This window comes from Pseudomonas sp. St386, from assembly GCF_018325865.1.
In the GTDB taxonomy this organism is placed as follows: Bacteria; Pseudomonadota; Gammaproteobacteria; order Pseudomonadales; family Pseudomonadaceae; genus Aquipseudomonas; species Aquipseudomonas brassicacearum.
On the sequence record NZ_AP021900.1, the window covers coordinates 929,593 to 946,407 of the forward strand.

Here is a 16,815-nt window from a genome sequence, read left to right on the forward strand (position 1 = left end):
TGCGTGTACAGCCCTGGCGACGTTGGCCGGTAACTACGGTCATGGGGACATAGTGGCTTCGCATTGGCATGCCGAAGGGCAACTGGTGTATGCCATCAATGGCGTGATGTTGGTCTCGGTGGCCGGTACGACGTGGGTCGTTCCCTCCGGCCATACTCTTGGGTTGGAGACGCGCAGGGGCGGGAGCAGGCGTGGGAGAGTTTTGGTATGGCACAAAAAAAGACGTCCGTGGACGTCTTTAGATGATGAAGTGGTGGCCGGGGTAATCTGAACTGGGTTTTTAGCTATTTGATTTAATTGATAAATGTGAGTTCGTAATTTTCTTTGGAATACCAACTGGAATACCGCGAGAAGTTGGATTGAGCGATATGTGTCGTATCCATATCTTGCAGAGGACGGCCAAAAAGGATCATCTGTTTACTCGAAACCGGGCAAGCTGAGCATGCCGCCTGTGGTGCGTTTGCCAAAGCCGGTGGGCATCAGGATTTTGTGCTTCTTCATCTCTGCGAGTACCGCCAACCATTCGGTTTCGCCAAAGCGCAGTTTGGTGTCGTTCCAGCTATGCATGACTTCGTTCACGATGGCTTCATCGGAAACCGGGCGGCCCTCGAGAATAAAGTCGTTCCATGCGGCATAGAGCGTCACTGTCATTTCGCAACGATCCGTATCCCAGTCCCGCATTAACTCGATGACCTGCTCAATGGTGGTACGTTCAGCGGCCGACCAGGCGCTGCTATACGCCAGCCGATGCTGTCCTGCATGGGAAAGCGGGCGGTAAGCATGGCCAACAGTCTCGCGCTCGATGCGCTCATACCACTGATGGATTTGCATCTCACCTTCGACCTTAGTCATCAACTGGCGATCGTGGGGGCCAGCGGCGTCGCGCAGGTAGTTACCTTGGATCGCGGCGAGCCTGGCCGTGTGTTCGGCCAAGTAAATCACCTTCTGCAGCTTGCGTTGGCCGAAGGTGCGAAGGCTATGTAGCTGATGAGTGATTTCTGCGGCGAGCAGGGTGCGGGCTACTTGCCGATCCGTGGCGATGGAACCCTGCTGGGCATCTTCAGCGAGGGAGCGTTCGACCAGGGTGCTAGCCAACTGTTCGTTCAACTGGCGGACCTGGGTGAGACGGGTTTTGAGTTGGTCGCAGAGGGCCATTAGTTGGTCGACTTTGGCGACGATGCGCAGTTGTTCTCCGAGCGGTGGTAATGGGAACGCGCATGCTCGAAGTTGGGTCATGTTGATGGAAGCAAGGTTGGTGGTCTGCTTTGATGAGCCCGCGAAATACTTTCTTGCTGAGGCCGAGTTCAGATACATCTCTGCCCAGCGTGGCTCCCAATCCTTAACCACGGCACGCGCCCGGAAAACATGGTTTTGGTTAAGGCACTCGGGCAACTCATCACGCCAAATTGCCGTACGTCCGACTTTATCCCAATCACCACCTTCTGTAATCAACAGGTCACCGTTCCGAAGTAGGTACTTTTCGACTTCGTCTTCTGGGACTTCGACTTCCTTAATCTGCTCCATTTCCAAGCGTCCACGCTGGACATTTGCCACGCGGAGGTAAGGCTTGGATAGCAGCTTGCGGCCGCTAAGTTTTCGTCCAAGTGTGATACCGCCGGATACATGCAAAACATCATCAATGGTTTGCCACTCCCAGCAGGTAGGGACTTCAAAAGGCGGCTCCGATCGCAAATCAGCAGCCAGATCCTTTTGTTTACGAGCCTTTGATTTTGCCAGATAGTGTTGTTTTTCGGCTTGGATGCGTTTTACAAACTCACTCGCCGGTTCATCGCTGGGATCTTGCGAAACCAATTTACCCATCACGGCCAGTTGCAGCAGAGTTTGTTTGAGGGCGTCGATGCTGGGTTCGGTGGTGAATAGGGTGTGAAAGTGTTCGGCCAGGCGCTGCCAGTTGGTGGTGAACTCGGCGGCGTCGCTAGCTTGGGTCAGACTGTCGAGCAGCGCTTGCACGAGTTGGGCGTGGGCGTTTCCTGCGTTGGCCTGCTCGGCTTCCAGTCGATCGCATAGGTCCATCAGTTCATCGACTTTAGCGACGATACGATATTGCTCGTTGAGTGGCGGAACCGGAACAAACAGGCGGGGTATGTCACCCAGATTCAGCTTATTTGTATGGCTGCCTCCAGCCTTAATCTGATCATACTGACGGTACATCAAGGGACTTGATAGCACGCAATGAAAATACCGAGAAAACTCCGTTTTCTTTGGCAGTTTCAATAGTCCCACGCTCACGAATAAGCTGAAAGGAACTTCGGTATCCACAATGGTTGGCCGTCCAAGAGTGCCAATCCGACATAGCAAAATGTCGCCCTGTTCAGGGTTGCAGCGTGCATTAATCGCTGTGTGCTCTTCCTGCGAAATGTATTTGCAGTTACTAAAAGAAATAGTTGTCCCATCAATGTCTTTCACAGAAATGAACGGGACGCCGGAGCTTATATACGTGGGCGTATGATGGGTTCCATCAGTGATAAGCAATGTGAGCGTCGCTGTACTGGCCCACTCCCATCCGGCAGGTAACTCAAAGAGTTGCTTCTCTTCAGCTATCGTCGACGGTGTTTTTTGCTTCTTTATTTGGCCCTCAGCCACAAGTTCTGCCTTTTCCTCGGCAATGCGCTTAAGGAATGCGCTGGCTGGTTCATCATTCGGATCTTGCTGCACCAACTTACCGCGCACTGCCAGTTCCAGGATTAACCCACGCAGTTTCTTTATACCATTGGGCGCACCGGCCAGCAGCGGCAGATTGTCAGTAAGCAATGTTGTCATTCCTGACGCTCCAGAGCTTCGGCCAATACGGCTTTAATCTGGTCGCGCAGGTCGCCGATTTCGTGTTGCAGGCTGGCGTAGTTGCGCAACAGTTCGTCAGGGGCGTGACTGGTTTGCTCACCGATATAAGGGTTTTTGCAGTCTAGGTTCCAATTGCTCGCCTCCAGTTCCGCAACGTTGACCTTCCATGCGAATTGGTTCCCCACCCGCGCGGCAAAGCCATCGGTTTCTTCGCCCCACCAGGCTTCTTCCACAGCGAATTCTTCGATACGCATGGGACGAGTTTTGGAGTAGTTTTTCACCCCAGCAGGATACTGGTGCTCGTAAAACCACACCTGCTTGGTCGGCGTACCTTTGGTGAAAAACAGCAGGTTGGTCTTGATACTGGTGTAGGGATTGAACACGCCCTTGGGTAAACGAACGATCGTGTGCAGATTGCACTCGGTCAGCAGCTTTTCCTTGATCCGCCTCTTGATGCCGTCGCCAAATAGAAAGCCATCAGGAAGAACCACAGCGGCGCGGCCACCGTCTTTCAGCAGTTGCATGATCAGCACCAAAAACAGATCTGCGGTCTCTCGAGTTCGGAAGGCAGCAGGGAAGTTTGTCTCAATGCCGTCTTCTTCCATTCCGCCAAATGGTGGGTTGGCAACGATGCAATGCACGCGCTCACTCGGCCCCCAACTGATCAACGGTTTGCTCAGCGTGTTGTCGTGGCGGATCTGGTGGGGTACCTCGATGCCGTGTAGGATCATATTGGTAGTGGCCAACAGGTGCGGCAGCGGCTTTTTCTCAACACCGAAGATGCTGGTTTGCAGGATGCGTTCGTCTTCGGCGGTTTCTACATAGCGGCTGCGCTTGTGCTCGATGGCACAAGTGAGGAAGCCGCCTGTCCCGCAGGCCGGATCCATAACCTTTTCGTTCAGCTTAGGATCGACCATGCGCACCATAAACTCGGTGACCGGACGCGGGGTGTAGAACTCGCCGGCGTTGCCAGCGTTCTGCAGGTCTCGCAGCAGTTGCTCGTAGAGGTTGCCGAACTCGTGGCGTTCCTGTGCCTTGTTGAAGTCCACACCTTCCTGAATTTTGTTGATCACCTGGCGCAGTAGCTGGCCGGACTTCATGTAGTTGTAGGCGTCTTCAAACACGCTGCGCACCACAAAGGCAGAAGGCGTGTTGCTGTACTCATTCAGGTTCTGCAACTGGGGGAATAGGTTGTTGTCGATAAAGTCCTTGAGCGCCTCGCCGGTCATGCCTTCCGGATCGGCGGCCCAGGTACGCCAGCGGCAACTGTCGGGAATGGGCGAACGGTAGTTGTCATCCATTACCTCCCATTCCAGCTCGCGGTCATCGAAGATCTTCAGGAACAGCAGCCAAACCAGCTGGCCGATACGCTGGGCGTCGCCGTCTACGCCAACGTCTTTGCGCATGATGTCCTGGATGGACTTGATGGTGGAGCTAATGGACATGAAGTTCTCTCAACGCGTACCGCAAGGGGGGCGAAATTCTACAGGATAGTGTGGACGGCTGCTTTGGCAGGTCGCCGGCAGTTGGCCGTTAGCTTGCGTAAAGTTCGTCTTCCAGTTCGTGGATAGCTTTGTTGTAGCCAGCCTTGCCGCCAAAGGCTTTGACCAGCTCGATGGGCGCACCGAACTGGCTGAAAGGGTCAAGCTGCAGGATTTTGATATCCTCAATATGCTCGATGCCGGTATCGGCGTATTTATCTAGTAAAGCCTCCAGTACCTGGCGGGCTGCGCCAGAATACTTGGCGAAATAGTTGCGCTTTTTTACCTGCTCAGCACGTTCGCGGCGTGATAGGGCAGGTTGATCGAAGGCGACGTGGCAGATCAAGTCGAACGGATCGAGGGGCTTGCCCTGTTTCTTTTCCACTTCCTCCGCCAAGGCCTCCCACATCACTCCCTGGACGGCCATCTCCTCGATGATGACTTTCTTTTGCTCGGAATCACTCCAACGCCGAAGGAAGTCATCCAATGAGGCGAACTGCTTTTGTACGCAGGTGCGGGTGTAGTCGTGCAACGATTCGGTGATCAGTCGGCCATCCGGGCCGTAATACTGCACACGCTCGGCGATGACATAAATCTGGACATTGTCGATGACGTACTTGATGCGTTTTTTGCCCTCATCTTCGCCGGTAAAATCCAGATCATCGCCCTCGTTATCGTTGCCTGCGGTGATGTCATCTTCGTCGGCAAGCGGGTCATCCGGTGGTGGTACGGGAGAGTCATCACCTTCTGGGGCGTAGATAACCACCGGGTCGCCGTCGAAGGCAGGGTCGGCAAACAGCTCGGTGGCCTTTTTGAAGTCCATGATAGTGAACCAGTACTTGCCGTAGTCTTCGTTGATGCGAGTGCCGCGACCGATAATTTGTTTGAACTCTGTCATCGATTTAATGTGCTGGTCGAGCACGATCAGCTTGCAGGTCTGAGCGTCGACGCCCGTGGTCATCAGCTTGCTGGTGGTGGCAATCACCGGGTAGCGCTCTTCCGGGTTGATGAAGTTGTCCAGCTCGGCCTTGCCTTCCTGGTCATCGCCGGTGATGCGCATGACGAACTTGCGATTCTCGGCCACACGCTCGGGGTTGAGGTTGACCAGTGCCTGGCGCATGCGCTCGGCGTGGTTGATGTCGTCGCAGAAGACGATGGTTTTCTGAAACGGATCGGTGGCCTTGAGGAGTTCGGTAACTTTTTGCGCCACCAGTTGGGTGCGCGCCTCGATAACCAGGGAGCGGTCCATGTCTTTGAGGTTGTAGATGCGGTCTTCGATCAGCTCGCCATTCTTATCGAGCATTCCTTTGGGTGGCCGCCAGCCTTGAAGGTCTTTATCGAAGTCAATACGCACCACTTTGTAGGGGGCGAGGAAGCCGTCTTCGATGCCCTGCTTCAAGGTGTAGCTGTAAATTGGCTCACCGAAGTAGGTGATACTGGAGACCTCTTTGGTTTCCTTCGGTGTGGCGGTGAGGCCGACATGGGTGGCGCTGGAGAAGTAGTCGAGGATTTCACGCCAGGCGGAATCCTCGGCGGCGCTGCCACGGTGGCATTCGTCGATCACGATCAGGTCGAAGAAGTCGCGGGAGAACTGCTTGTAGATGTTCATCTCTTCTTCAGTGCCGGTGACGGCCTGATAGAGCGACAGGTAGATCTCGTAGGAGGTATCGATCTGACGTTTGGCGATCTTGGTCATCGCCTGGCCGAAAGGCTTGAAGTCGTTGTTCTTAGTCTGGTCGACCAGGATGTTGCGGTCGGCCAGAAACAGGATGCGTTTCTTCTGTTTCGATTTCCACAGCCGCCAGATGATTTGGAAGGCGGTGTAGGTCTTGCCGGTCCCCGTGGCCATCACTAGTAAGATACGGTCTTGGCCACGCGCTACGGCTTCGACGGTGCGGTTGATGGCATTCATCTGGTAATAGCGCGGCATGCGCCCGGAGCCGTCGTCGTAGTAGGGAGCTTCGATCTTGTGTTGGGCTGTAGTATCCAGCCCCTTCCACTGGCAGTAGCGGTGCCATAGTTCGGCAGGGCTGGGGAATTGATCAAGGGTGAGTTCGGTTTCTACCTGGCTGCCTGTGCCACTGCGGTCGTGAAACAGGAAGCCATCGCCATTGCTGGAGAACACGAACGGTACGTCCAGGGCCTCTGCATAGCCCAGGGCTTGCTGCATGCCGGAGCCAACGGTGTGCTTGTTGTCCTTCGCCTCGATTACAGCGATAGGTAGGTTGGCCTGATGGTAGAGGATGAAGTCTGCGCGGCGTGCTTCGCCGCGGCTGTGAAGTTTGCCTCGGACGATAATGCGGCCTTTGGTAAAGCTGACTTCCTCGCGCACCTGCTTGTGCATGTCCCATCCAGCTTGCTGAACGGCTGGGGCGATGTACTTGCTGCAGATGTCCCGCTCGGAAAGCGACTTTTTGTCCATAACCCCAATTCCCTTTCAAGCCGGCCTGGTCGCTCCATTCCGGCACAGCTGATCGTGCTCGATGGGCGTAAATGTACCTTGTTTGATGGTGGCTAGGGGAATGATCAGATTTTTGTGGTTTATGCCCTTCCGTACAAAATGTACATCGATCGCGGTTCGTCAGGGTTAACGTGTATGGTTGAGTCGAATCATTCACGTTGAGCAATTTTTCACCCGTTGACCGAAAGAGTTTTGGCTATCTCATCAGGCCGCAGAAGACTTACAGTTAAGCTACCTGGGGCTGTTCGGCAAGCCAGCTGCTAGACGCCCAAGTCACTTACGATTGAAAAAGCCATGTCTTGGGGGGGCGAAGAGTCTTTGGGGCGCTTTTTGTCGTGATATCATAAAGCCTGCTATGCGAGTGTCGCTGGATAGATCCAGGAGTGGACTCCTACCTGATCTCCTCAACCCTGTATCCATCACGCCTTGACTGTTGTGTTGTTAAAAGGAATTGCACAGATGCAGGTTTGCTTCGTCGTGATGGGATTTGGCAAGAAAACGGATTACGAAAGCGGTCGCACACTGGATCTGAATGCCACCTACGAGACTATCATTCAGCCCGCCGTTACCAGCAAAGGCCTGCGTTGCGTAAGAGCAGATGAAATCACGCAGTCGGGAATTATCGACGTCCAGATGTACGAGATGCTCCTGCGAGCAGACCTTGTCATTGCTGACATTTCTACCGGAAACGTGAATGCTGTTTATGAGCTCGGTGTTCGGCATGCCCTGCGCCCGAACTCAACGATCATCATGAATGAAGACCAGGGCAAGCTTCATTTTGATCTCAACCATGTCAGCACTCTTCGATATGCTCATTTTGGCGAAGACATAATGGGTCGCGAGGTAATCAGGGCGAAGAAGGCCTTGGAAGACCTTATTGACGCCGCGATGAAGGGGGCTGTCGATAGTCCTGTCTACACTTTCCTTCCTAAACTCGTTTCTCCTCGGATGTCGGATGATCAATACGAGGAAATGATTGATGAGGCGGAGGCGGCTCAGAAAAAATTATCGCATCATATGCATGCCGGTGAAAAATTCATGCGGCAAAGCGATCACGTTGCCGCTGTCGCAGAGTTTAGCGCTGCGCGGGAGATGAAACCTGAGGAGCCCGACATCCTGCAAAAACTCGCATTAAGCACCTACAAATCAAAATTACCAGACGAGATTTCGGCGTTGCATGCAGGATTGGTTGTTCTAGAGCCTCTTAAGCCTGAACTCTCCAATGACCCGGAAACTTTGGGTATAGCCGGTGCCATCTATAAGCGACTTTGGTTATTTCAAAACGATAGGGCCGCTTTAGATCTCGCCATACGACTCTACGGCAGGGGGTTTGAGGTCCGGCGTGACTATTACAATGGTGAGAACTTTGCCCTGTGCTTTGAGTATCGAGCACAAGAGCATGCCGAGCATACAGAAAAAGTCTATGACTTCATGAGTGCTCAGAAGATTCGTCGATCAATCATGAAATCGCTGTCAGCTGTGGAAGCATCCCCTGATTTTTTTGACAGGCCGGATAAACGCTGGGTTTATGCCACATTGGCAAATTGCTACTTTGCTTGCGAAGAGCCCGCAACGGGGATGACGTACGAGCAAAAATTTATAGGGGCGGCCACTGCTCAATGGGAGTTGGACACCTATTACATGGGGAAAGAGGAGCTGATGGCTATCCAGCCTGAAAGGCTATCCGCACTGACGCGCGTATAGATATAGCCTTTAACTTTCAGGGGTTGCCTAAAAATTTTAGCCGTTTTGAAAGGGAAAAGTAAACATGGGGTTGCCAAGGACGTTTGTCAGCTTTAGTAGTACGGATCTTCATATGTACAATATTATGTGTGCATGGAAAAAAAATAAACACATTGATTTTAATTTTGCAGACTGTCAGCTTGAAGTTGCACTCAGGTCTGAAGATGAAGCTTATATCAAACGCAAATGCCGTGAGCGTATAGATATGGCGGGTACATTTGCGCTCTTGATAGGCGATGATACGCGCTACAAATTCAAATATGTGGGCTGGGAGATTGAAGTTGCCCTCGAGAAAGAGTGCCGAATTATAGGCGTTAATCTCGACGGTAGTCGCAAAATGAATCCCAACTCTTGCCCTGCGGCGATGCGAGACATTGGGGCTGTCTTCGTACCTTGCAGGGCCCGGATCCTTGCCCACGCGCTGGATAATTTTACGAAGCAAGATCACGGAGATTGGTCCTATGGGGACGCGATGTATACAAAACTTGGTTATGAGGCCCAGTGATGAAAGAGTCAGATTTTCCGGGAATTTATCAGGCGGCTGACACTCTTTCTGGCAATGCCCAGGCCCATTTCTTCACCGCGTTGGTTTTGAATTTGCTGTCCTTGGTTTTGGCTGCAGTGGTGTCAGTGGTCAATTACCCGCACTGGGTCTCAGCCGTTGTACAGGCGTTACTCCTGGCAGGGGCTATGGCAAGCTCCGTATACCTTGCTTTGGTCAGGCCGGAGCGTCTGTGGTACTCCGGTCGCGCTGTAGCCGAGTCCATCAAGACGCTAGTCTGGCGCTACGTCTCGCGGGCGGAGCCTTTTCACGAGGCGGATGACGTCTCTAAGACGCTGCTGCTCGAAAAGCTCAAACAGGTTGTGAAACAAAATAAAGCTATCTCAGATAAGCTCATCACCCATCTCAAGGAAAAACAAATTTCTGACATGATGGTGCAGTTGAGGTCTGGCTCTTTCGATGAACGACGAAATACCTATATCCAGCATCGGATCAACGATCAGTTGGCTTGGTATGAGAAAAAAGCGACGTTCAACAAGCGAGCGTCTTCAAGATTTTTCGCAACATTAGTGCTGATCAATGCAATCGCTCTGCTATGTGCATTGATCAAGATTGCCAACGTGCAATATCAGTATTTTCCAACGGACATATTGATCGCCATCGCGGCGAGCCTGTTAACTTGGATGCAGGCTAAGCGCTTCTCGGAGCTTTCCGCATCCTACGCGCTTACCGCCAATGAGATTGGCATCGTTCGCGAGCAAGCTGATGATTTGGTGTCTGATGGTGCCTTATCGTCATTCGTTGGAGATTCGGAGAACGCGTTTTCGCGCGAGCATACGCAGTGGGTAGCGCGTAAAGACAACTGAAGCGAGTTACTGGGACCGGGCGGAAGGTGGTTGCGGCTTAAGGCAACGGTCTTTATCTGGTGAGCGGGTCAAGGCTCGTCTGTTCAAGACGATGCCTTGTTTCGCTGGTGTGATGCTATTTTAACTCTGCTGCCAGGTTAGACCAGGGTACTGTTTTAATGCCGTAATCCGATACCCATTTCGGTGGGGGAGCTCCTAAATGCTGTCCTGAATGCACAGCGACAACCTTCTTTCCTAACTCAAGGCTTTTTTCGACTTCCCATTTCACCCAGTGGCTTTGGGCAGTAGAGTCCGAGATGAAAACGACCGTCACTGACGCTCGGTTGATCCGCTCCGCAATCTTGCGTTTGATGTACTCCGCCTGTTCACTGTTGTAGGCCTCACGAACGGAGTGGTCATTGAACTCAAGGTCATTATTTTCATTTTTCGCTTGAGCCCTGAGCAGATTGACCTCATTCATGTCTTCGGTAGCGAAGCTGATGAATACGTTCCGTTTACCTTCTTGAAGCGCTTCTTTAGCCTTCTGCTCCAGTGATCTCACATCACCCAGCCGACTCCATCCTCCAGAGCTGCTACCGCCCATCGCTGATCACCTCGAACTTAAACTCATTGCAAGAAATACAATTTCCGCAAGGTACCTCGTCACCTATGTGGCAAGAGTAGGTGCCTGAAATTCCCTTTTCTGCAGCCAAAGCCACCACATCTGGTTTAGTAAAAACAGATAGTGGTGCAAGCACTTTTATTGTTCTGCCCATGCACAGCGATATCATTCGTTCCGCTTCGGCAAGAAAGCCAGAGGTCTGATCAGGGAACAAGCTGGTGCTTTCGTGCAACAGCCCAATCGAAATCGCGTCAGCGTTTTTCTGATGCGCGTAAGCGGCTGCGGTCAGCAGAAAAAGCATGTTGCGCCCTGGCGTGAATGCATCATCAATGATGTGTAATGAGGTATCGGTCAGGCCTGAACGTATCAATTTGCCAAAACCGCCCAAACTCGCAATCTCGGGCTCTGGGAGGCCCAGAGTCTTCATCGCGACCCGGCAAGCTGCCAGTTCTCGATCGCGTGCACGCTGACCATAATCGACAAATAGAGGGAAAATTTGGAGCCCTTCCTCCTGCGCAAGTTTTGCAACCAGCGTGGAGTCCAGCCCGCCGGAAACGAGAGTAACGATGCTCATACTAAAACAGCCTCCTGCTTTCTGTTTGCGACTCGCATGACGATCCAAATTGCCCAGTCTAGTAGGCCCACGGAGCAATCCAGCTGTCGCGCGTGATCCCGAAGCTTTTTTTCGTGCTTACCGTATTGATTCAAGCCAGATATTGATGTCTGTGCGCCCGAGTAAATCCCTTGGGCAGACATGTAATTGAGCACATGACGATCCAGTATCGCCAAGTCGTAAGTCACCCCGCAGTTGCGCAGAAACATACTGGCCTGTTTCGGCCCGACACCGTTGGCATGAGCAACCAGCCAAGTACGAGCATCATTGGCATCACCACTGATCAATGACTTGAGCGAACCTCCTGCGTTGCTGACAGCTGCTCGGGTAGCAGCTAGCTGTTCGGCTCTTGCCTTGGGAAACCGGTAGTTGCGCTTCTTACCGTCGACATCCAGCGGCTCACGAAGGAGCTCATACAGGCAAAGGCTTAAGCGATCAACGTCCTGATCACCGTCATGAAGCAGCCCCTGCTGATCGATTGCATCTGCGGCAGCCATCGCTAGGGAATATGGGACTTGACTGCTCAGGATGCAGCATGAGAGCTCCCACCAAAGGTGGCGTTCATTGGAGACCGCGCCCACCTCAATACGCGAGCGAATGTCTGGGCAGACCGCAGAGACTGCCCTCGACAGCGCTTCAGGGGAATAGGTGGTCATGTAAAAATCTCCGGGAACAGCTTTTTCAGGTCTTCTGAGGTGAAGGAGTTCATGACGCCCAGTGCAAACAATCGTGCGTCGTTTGTCGAGATGAAGTCACGCATGTCCCGGCCAAACTCTTTATAGTACTCCAGATTATAAAGGGCGACCCGACCTGCATATTCAATCTCAGGTGTAGCGTCCACCAGATCGAGGAATTGCGTGCGGGTAGCTTTATCTTGAAAGAAATCGAAATGCTGAAAGTGGTGCAGACGGCCTTGGACGGGATCCACCGCAAATCGGCACCACTCGAGGCCGTCGAATGTATCGGCGCCGGCGGCCACCAGTACTGCGATGCTCCACGGGTTCCCTGTTCCCAACAAATGGATCGGTTGGTAGTAGGGTAGGCAATCTAGCTCCTTTCGGAGCTTTTTCATCGTTTTAGCCCGCATTGCCAGGCCTGCGCCCAGCTCCCTCTCTGGAAGTGCGATGACCTGCGGGCGAAGTTGTTTGGACACTTCTCTGACGATTTCAGGAAGCCTCGCCAGGCCTTCCTCGCCCTGATCTACATGGATGATGGGAAATACAGGAGCAGGAGTGCATTTTGAATCCCGCTTTACAGCAGAGATGATTTGCTCAATCGCTTCTCGTGGATCGCTGCTAGGGTTCATTTCATCAAAGCTGAACGCCCAGTCATGCGGAGTGTCCTTCAACGCCTTGTGGAAGTCTTTTGGCTTCCATTGCTCGTCCTCCAAGCGCTGAGCCTCATAATTCCCTGAATCGATTAGCACAAGTCCTCCATTGTCACGGTAGGATTTGATCTGGCTGATCATCTGGGCGCGGTTGGCCGAGTTCACGAGATCATAGGCTGAAACGAGAATCGAGGAAGTGCTATGTGCTTTAAGCACCTTCAGCGCGTCGACCGGATCAAACTGGGTTTCGTGCGAGGACACAGACATAAAAATGTTGGGAATAGGCAGCTTTTCACCCGCTGAGACCTGGATTCGCTCCTTTTCGCGTCCTTCGACGACGGTCCCGATTTTCGTATGCAGAAGCTTCACGCCAGGATGTTCAGCCTCACCGTTCCACTGACGAAAATCGATGCTGCTGTAGTGGCCGTATGGGTAGGGGGCATCACTGTCGTCCAGCTCCAAGGGGATAATGATTTTATTGTACTTTTCCCCTAATCTCAGCTCCTCTGTCACAGCCGGTTTGTCGGCATAAACCGAATAAAGCGCGACGATGCACTTCGTTTTCGCGAGGTTCGTTTTTATGGCGCGATTGTAGTCACCGACGATGTGGTCGTCCCACCACACCTTCCAGCGACGGGCGAGAAGGTCGTACACCTTCTGCGCTGTTTCACGATTTTCTCGTGCATAAATAATGTACACATCGGACATGGGGCGATCAGGTCTCGGCTAATTACATTCCATTGCATGACCCAGAGGGTGATGCCTCAAGTTCGTTACTGCTTATCTATTTTTTTTGGATTTGGCTGCCCAAGCAGTCAAGTACATTGCCGTCGTGAAGTCGTCAGTAATCCAGTCGCTATCGGCTACGGAGTTAGGTGTATCGGCACGTTCATGCAGTGTCACAAGAGGTATGGCAGTGGCCTTGGCAACCTGTATGCGAGACAGAGATTCAAGTGACAAGCCATCATCAATAACCAGTATTGCGCTAGCGCTCGTATTGTTCGATCCAAACTCAAGCTCGGGGCAATGCACGTCCATCCCCAGCTCGCGTAATGCGAATCGGGCCTCCTCCATGACAAAACGTTGCCCCAGCGTTTCAGTCGCGCCCTCAAGGGAAACTGAACCACCCGCCGCCCCGGAAACTGGCAGCAGCCGCGACATCAGGGCTCGGTCGAACCCAAAGTTTCGGGTTGCGCAATATAGAGAGACTGAGCGAGACGCTAGGTCAGCTGCTTTTGCAGCCTCAACACCTTCTTGGGCCCAATGGAGTGCGAACATTGCGCTGAATACGTCGCCCGTTCCTATTTTGAATACCCTGGAAGAGCGATATGCCGGGATGTGGGAGGAATGTCCCGAGCGTTCATACACTATTGCGCCGCGAGTGCCGCCTTTAACTACCACGATCGCTGCGCCTTGCTTCTTCATGAGCTCAGCGGCTGCTTCATCCGGTTCGGCAACGCCGGTCGCGTGCTGTAACTCCAGCTCATTCAACACGACTGCAAGTTCGTCGGCCGTCGATCCATTGGCTGCAAAAGGCTGGGGATTACGCCATGTCTGAGGGTCGTAGACAGCACGGTTGGCTTTCACGACTGCGTCCCCCTCAAGGAAGCCGAACCGCAGCACTGCTTCACCCGAAACGTTGAGTGAAGGTTGACGCTTAATGTGGGCGGGGGCTGGTTGTATGTAAGGCACAGAGAGCGGATGAAAATAGGCAAAGGCGATCGGCGAAGGTCGTGAGGTGATGCTCAAACGTATGCCTTGGTTACGCAGAGCAGCGAGAGCCAGTTGGTCAGATGGTGAGGCATACGTGTGCAGTTCGACATCTGAACAATTGGCTGCGACGGCGGCAGCCGCGCGGGCTCCGGAGCCGAAAGTTGCGTCCCAAAATGGCATGTCGCAGAGCTCACGGTAAAGACCACCAGCAATTTGCATTCCTTTGCCCCTAATCTGCGTGCTGAAAGGACTTCAGCAGTCGCGCCATCCCCACTCGCCGATTCGTCTGGGCGCTGGATTTCCCTGTAAACACATACTGTCGGAATTTGGACGTTGATATTACCGGCGCGAAGACAAAATGCCATCAATGCTGTCTTAACTCAACATTTGCCCGCTGACATTGCTGTGGCACATTTGGCCGCTGATCGAGGATTGAAGGCTTGCGCTTTCGAGTGGGTTCGGAGCAGAGCGACGGAAATAATCCGACCTGTCACTACAAACTGACAAATATGGTCTGGGTCTGCTATCGACCTCATCAGCTCTTGCTGTGGAGTGGGGCATTAAATTTGGAGATTACCAGCGAGGCGATCTTGGCGGACCCGGTCCGACTGTGCCCATGGCGCGGCGGATCGACTAGCGTTGTGCCGGGCGTCGTTAAAGGTGTTGGCATGATTCCGGTGCAAGAAATGGCCGGGCAGACTGTCAATCTGCCCTACTCTGAGAGTGAAGATCTGTAACCTTCTGTAGCTACTGCGTGAGCTCTCGCAGGCGAACAGAAAGTGCAGTACTCAGTAAGGTGAGTTGATCGTTGCTATATCGGATGAATCGGATGTGACGTAAATCGAAGGGGATATCCGCAGGATCGTTGGTCAGAATTATCACTTCTTTGCCCCAGGCGTGTGCTAATCCAAGCTCATAGAAAACGTTAGCATTTTTTTCAGAGCAGTCGAAAATTACAACACTTGACCTATCAATGAGATTTGCCACGTCATCAATAACCGCAGGATTTTCCCAAATGTTATCGGCGCGGGTGCATGCCAGTCCGACTCCCAGGCAGGCACCTTGGATTGCATGGAACACTGTTGTGTATGCCGGAGCAAAAGGCATCATCACCGAAACCAGGCGCGGATCTACTTGGGGGTGAGCTGGAAGCCTGAAGACCGTCGGAGCTCTGGTTGCTTGTCTCAGTTCCGTGTGGATGACCCGGTATAGGTCTACATCCTTTACCGCCCAATGACCCCGATTGAACTCTGTCAGTCCGCGCCCGGATGTTGAGATATGTAGGTTGCGCGACAGACGATGAATTTCAGCGTGTGGGATTGGCGGCGTGCCTCGCTCAAAGACAACCTCAAATTCAACATCTCTGCCAACTATTCTCGGGTTTAGAACTCTGCCTACATGTGCAAATTGCGGCTCATTTCCTTGATCTTCTTGAGCGAACAATGCGGGTTGATTTTGAAGCGCTGAAAAGTCTGGTCCTGCAGCGGTAGTGAATGCGCTTCGAATGACCTCGTCGGTGTACTCAAAAAGCCGCTCGGATCTCATTGAGTTAAGGCCTTCTGTCCAAGGGCCGTATTGCATGATGAAGTTATACATCTCAAATCCTTTTATTGGCGTGTTGGCGGCGAGCGATGACCGGCGAGCTATGGCCTGACCGATTCTATCAGCGTGGCCAGAACCTGTAGTTAGGAGTCGTTGGGTCAGATTTGAAGCGGTATGTAGCCACCAAATACCGGCGAGCGTCAGCGTCTGGCAGGCAGCCTTCATTAGGATGCATAGCTTGTTGATACTGCATGCTTGTTTTGTCACTGCTTCACATTTACGCTTTGTCCGTCGCGGTCAGTCCCGTGGCCGGGTGTCAGAACCTGAATTGTTCGAGGCGCATGGCGCCATAGCCAGCGATTAAGTGCTTACAGAGGCTTAGCTGCTGCTTTTCTATGGCGGTCCGTGCGGGGCAGGCTTCGGCCTGGCCGGTTCCCTCGGACGCCGGTTTCTGACCCCCGTACGGTCCGCCACCCATTCCGTGTCAGAACGGCTGGGTGGACGGCTCCTTAACTGTCCGAGGAGATAAGGAAAATGACCTGTCCCCCTTTTAAGCTCGTGCGCCGCCCTGGCCGTTTTTTTAGTACCGCAAACTATCTCGGAGGATTCCGTGATGTTTGATCTCTCGCTTCTCATCGGCCTCCCCAAACCCAACAGCATCGATACCGCGTTGCTTACCCCTGAAGATGCCGCGATTAAACTACGGCAGGCTGCCACTCTTCGGCTTAATGGAGCCCAGAGTATTCTGCTTCATTTTCCGCAAGACGTTGAGCTGGCGGTAGAGCTGTTGGATGACGCGGCAGTGCTGTTCGACAAAGCATTCCGATATCTGTCGGGTATCCCTGCTCAGCGCGTTCATCAACAGATTGGTGAGTACGTCTCTGTCCCTTCCGCTGAAGGCTGTCCCGGTATCCGAACACCATGGGGCAATGAATTTCGCCCGATGATTGAGGACGGCGTTCGATGCGCTGAGACCTGGCTCGATGGCTCATCATTGCCGCTGTGGTGGGCACTGGCGCAAAACCGAAAGCATCATCGTCCAGGTGATCCCCAAGAAGCATTTGAAGCAGGCTTTCTGCTGCGGTTGCAGCAGACGCTGATCATGCGACGTGAAGCCGTCACCTCCCAATCAACCAGCTTTGATGCCTGAGTCTGTAATTGACG

Annotated in this window: 13 protein-coding genes and 1 pseudogene; 5 read left to right on the forward strand and 9 right to left on the reverse strand. The window is 53.0% G+C overall.

The window, feature by feature from the left end; translation table 11 throughout:
• Positions 1–13: 13 nt before the first annotated feature.
• Positions 14–166, forward strand: a pseudogene (locus KI235_RS30665) (AraC family transcriptional regulator); the annotation flags it as partial.
• Between the two features lie 251 nt (positions 167–417).
• Here the strand turns inward: KI235_RS30665 and KI235_RS03910 are convergent.
• From KI235_RS03910 to KI235_RS03920, 3 genes are all read right to left on the reverse strand, one after another.
• The gene (locus KI235_RS03910; protein ID WP_212795502.1) at positions 418–2,781 is read right to left on the reverse strand and encodes a restriction endonuclease subunit S; all 2,364 of its coding nucleotides are present in this window, start codon (positions 2,779–2,781) and stop codon (positions 418–420) included.
• A complete protein-coding gene (locus KI235_RS03915; RefSeq protein WP_212795503.1) occupies positions 2,778–4,247 on the reverse strand; it encodes a class I SAM-dependent DNA methyltransferase in 1,470 nt (489 codons plus the stop codon). The genes KI235_RS03910 and KI235_RS03915 overlap by 4 nt, the downstream gene beginning before the upstream one ends.
• Positions 4,248–4,335: 88 nt before the next feature.
• Positions 4,336–6,705 (reverse strand): DEAD/DEAH box helicase family protein, encoded by a 2,370-nt coding sequence (locus tag KI235_RS03920; protein WP_212795504.1) that lies wholly within the window; start codon positions 6,703–6,705, stop codon positions 4,336–4,338.
• 498 nt (positions 6,706–7,203) lie between these two features.
• On the opposite strand from KI235_RS03920, the gene KI235_RS03925 reads away from it, so the two are divergent.
• From KI235_RS03925 to KI235_RS03935, 3 genes are all read left to right on the forward strand, one after another.
• Complete coding sequence (locus KI235_RS03925; RefSeq protein ID WP_212795505.1) at positions 7,204–8,448, forward strand: tetratricopeptide repeat-containing protein; 1,245 nt, start codon at positions 7,204–7,206, stop codon at positions 8,446–8,448.
• Positions 8,449–8,512: 64 nt separating this feature from the next.
• Entirely contained in the window at positions 8,513–8,992 is a 480-nt protein-coding gene (locus KI235_RS03930) for a TIR domain-containing protein (protein ID WP_212795506.1), read from the forward strand.
• Positions 8,992–9,855 (forward strand): DUF4231 domain-containing protein, encoded by an 864-nt coding sequence (locus KI235_RS03935; RefSeq protein WP_212795507.1) that lies wholly within the window; start codon positions 8,992–8,994, stop codon positions 9,853–9,855. The genes KI235_RS03930 and KI235_RS03935 overlap by 1 nt, the downstream gene beginning before the upstream one ends.
• Positions 9,856–9,970: 115 nt before the next feature.
• Here the strand turns inward: KI235_RS03935 and KI235_RS03940 are convergent, their stop codons facing one another.
• The 6 genes from KI235_RS03940 to KI235_RS03965 all read right to left on the reverse strand — a co-directional run bounded on the left by KI235_RS03940 (position 9,971) and on the right by KI235_RS03965 (position 15,705).
• On the reverse strand, positions 9,971–10,438 hold the full coding sequence (locus KI235_RS03940; protein WP_177063800.1) for a TIR domain-containing protein: 468 nt from the start codon (positions 10,436–10,438) through the stop codon (positions 9,971–9,973).
• Positions 10,428–11,030 (reverse strand): 7-cyano-7-deazaguanine synthase, encoded by a 603-nt coding sequence (locus tag KI235_RS03945; protein WP_177063801.1) that lies wholly within the window; start codon positions 11,028–11,030, stop codon positions 10,428–10,430. The genes KI235_RS03940 and KI235_RS03945 overlap by 11 nt, the downstream gene beginning before the upstream one ends.
• Positions 11,027–11,725 (reverse strand): DNA lyase, encoded by a 699-nt coding sequence (locus KI235_RS03950; protein WP_212795508.1) that lies wholly within the window; start codon positions 11,723–11,725, stop codon positions 11,027–11,029. Before KI235_RS03950 ends, KI235_RS03945 begins: the two co-directional genes overlap by 4 nt.
• Entirely contained in the window at positions 11,722–13,104 is a 1,383-nt protein-coding gene (locus KI235_RS03955) for a toll/interleukin-1 receptor domain-containing protein (protein ID WP_212795509.1), read from the reverse strand. Before KI235_RS03955 ends, KI235_RS03950 begins: the two co-directional genes overlap by 4 nt.
• Before the next feature lie 72 nt (positions 13,105–13,176).
• A complete protein-coding gene (locus KI235_RS03960; protein ID WP_244864280.1) occupies positions 13,177–14,328 on the reverse strand; it encodes a carbohydrate kinase family protein in 1,152 nt (383 codons plus the stop codon).
• Between the two features lie 528 nt (positions 14,329–14,856).
• The gene (locus KI235_RS03965) at positions 14,857–15,705 is read right to left on the reverse strand and encodes a hypothetical protein (RefSeq protein ID WP_212795510.1); all 849 of its coding nucleotides are present in this window, start codon (positions 15,703–15,705) and stop codon (positions 14,857–14,859) included.
• 559 nt (positions 15,706–16,264) lie between these two features.
• On the opposite strand from KI235_RS03965, the gene KI235_RS03970 reads away from it, so the two are divergent.
• Positions 16,265–16,801, forward strand: a complete 537-nt coding sequence (locus KI235_RS03970) for a LasR-specific antiactivator QslA (RefSeq protein WP_212795511.1) — start codon at positions 16,265–16,267, stop codon at positions 16,799–16,801.
• The last annotated feature ends 14 nt before the right edge of the window (positions 16,802–16,815 follow it).